We start from the raw sequence: 1242 nt of genomic DNA, 5'->3' as shown, positions 1-1242 counted from the left end.
AGAACTATATGGCATTCCCTTTTGTAGTTGGGATGTATATAGCCTTCCCCAGTAAGGAAAACTCACGTTTAGTATAAAAAATACGAACAAAAATGCCAATACATAAATGTATTCAAGACAGTATATGACATTTGAAAAGTTGCTTCTAGATTTCTTTAAGAGCGTTTTTCATGAAACTTTACTTTTTACTTGTTTACGGGCTATCTTATGATAACGCCCATGCTTTACTACCTGTCTAGCATCAATTAACTCCTCTTCCATCATATCTGAAACCTCTACAACAATGGTATTCGTTAAAACTCTTACCACATATCCAGTTAATTGCAAGGAAGGATTCTTACGATAAGAAAATTGAACGCAATCACCAATTTTTACTTTTGCTGTATGTTTCATATAATAACCTCCTAAATTATCATTAATCATTCAGTAGATTTTTATGTTTTGTTTCTTCATACTGCTTAGCAAGTTTGTAAAACGAAGAACGTTTGATACCATATTTCTTCATGACTCCTACTGCTGTAATACCACCAGACTTCCATTCTTTATAGGCTTCAATAAATTCGGCTGTAATTTCTACTGGAGGACGTCCTAACCGTTTACCTTGCCTTTTAGCTAGAGCAATACCCTCCGCTTGTCGCTGTTTAATATCATGCCGTTCTTTTTCTGCAAAAGCAGATAAAATGGTAAGCGTTGCTTTCTGAATAGCACTTTGAATAACATCATTTGTACTCTTACCTGTGTAATTTACATTAATGAATGGTTCTTTTATAAATTGTAAATTAATCTCATGCTTTTCATAGTATCTGAATTCCTCGAGGACATCATTCATGCTTCTTCCTAGTCTAGTTAAAGAATCGAATACAATGGTATCACCTGTACGAGCAAGACGTTTTAACATTTGATAATTTTCGCGTTGCATATTTCTACTAGATTGTTTATCGATAAAAATATCTCGATCTTCTATTCCTAAATCTTTCATATTTCGAATTTGTCGTTCCTCATTTTGATCTTTACTGGAAACTCGTACATATCCAAATGTTTTGTGTTTCATTTCATACACCTCATAAATAATTATAACAAAAACATCTGTAAATGTTTATGGGATATACAGACATCCGTAAAATTTAAAATCAACTTTTACAGATGTATTTCCCTAAAGGTTTATGTATATCTGTAAAGGTACACTTTTATAGACGCATCAAATAATTCCTACACCTTTAAACATGTAATAATAAAAAAAAC

Annotated in this window: 2 protein-coding genes; both read right to left on the bottom strand. The window is 32.1% G+C overall.

From position 1 onward, the window contains the following. Positions 1-168 precede the first annotated feature (168 nt). Entirely contained in the window at positions 169-393 is a 225-nt protein-coding gene (locus tag FOT98_RS28790) for a DUF2187 family protein (protein ID WP_000683046.1), read from the bottom strand. Positions 394-415: 22 nt separating this feature from the next. Beyond that, a complete protein-coding gene (locus FOT98_RS28785) occupies positions 416-1051 on the bottom strand; it encodes a recombinase family protein (protein WP_000681164.1) in 636 nt (211 codons plus the stop codon). Positions 1052-1242 lie beyond the last annotated feature (191 nt).

The organism is Bacillus sp. HY001 (genome assembly GCF_007558965.1).
GTDB lineage: Bacteria > Bacillota > Bacilli > Bacillales > Bacillaceae_G > Bacillus_A > Bacillus_A mobilis.
This window is presented reverse-complemented; position numbering and strand designations above follow the sequence as displayed.

Excerpts from the sequence above, each read along its gene's own strand:
- FOT98_RS28790 (WP_000683046.1), bottom strand. The coding sequence starts at position 393 with ATGAAACATACAGCAAAAGTAAAAATTGGTGATTGCGTTCAATTTTCT.
- FOT98_RS28785 (WP_000681164.1), bottom strand. The coding sequence starts at position 1,051 with ATGAAACACAAAACATTTGGATATGTACGAGTTTCCAGTAAAGATCAA.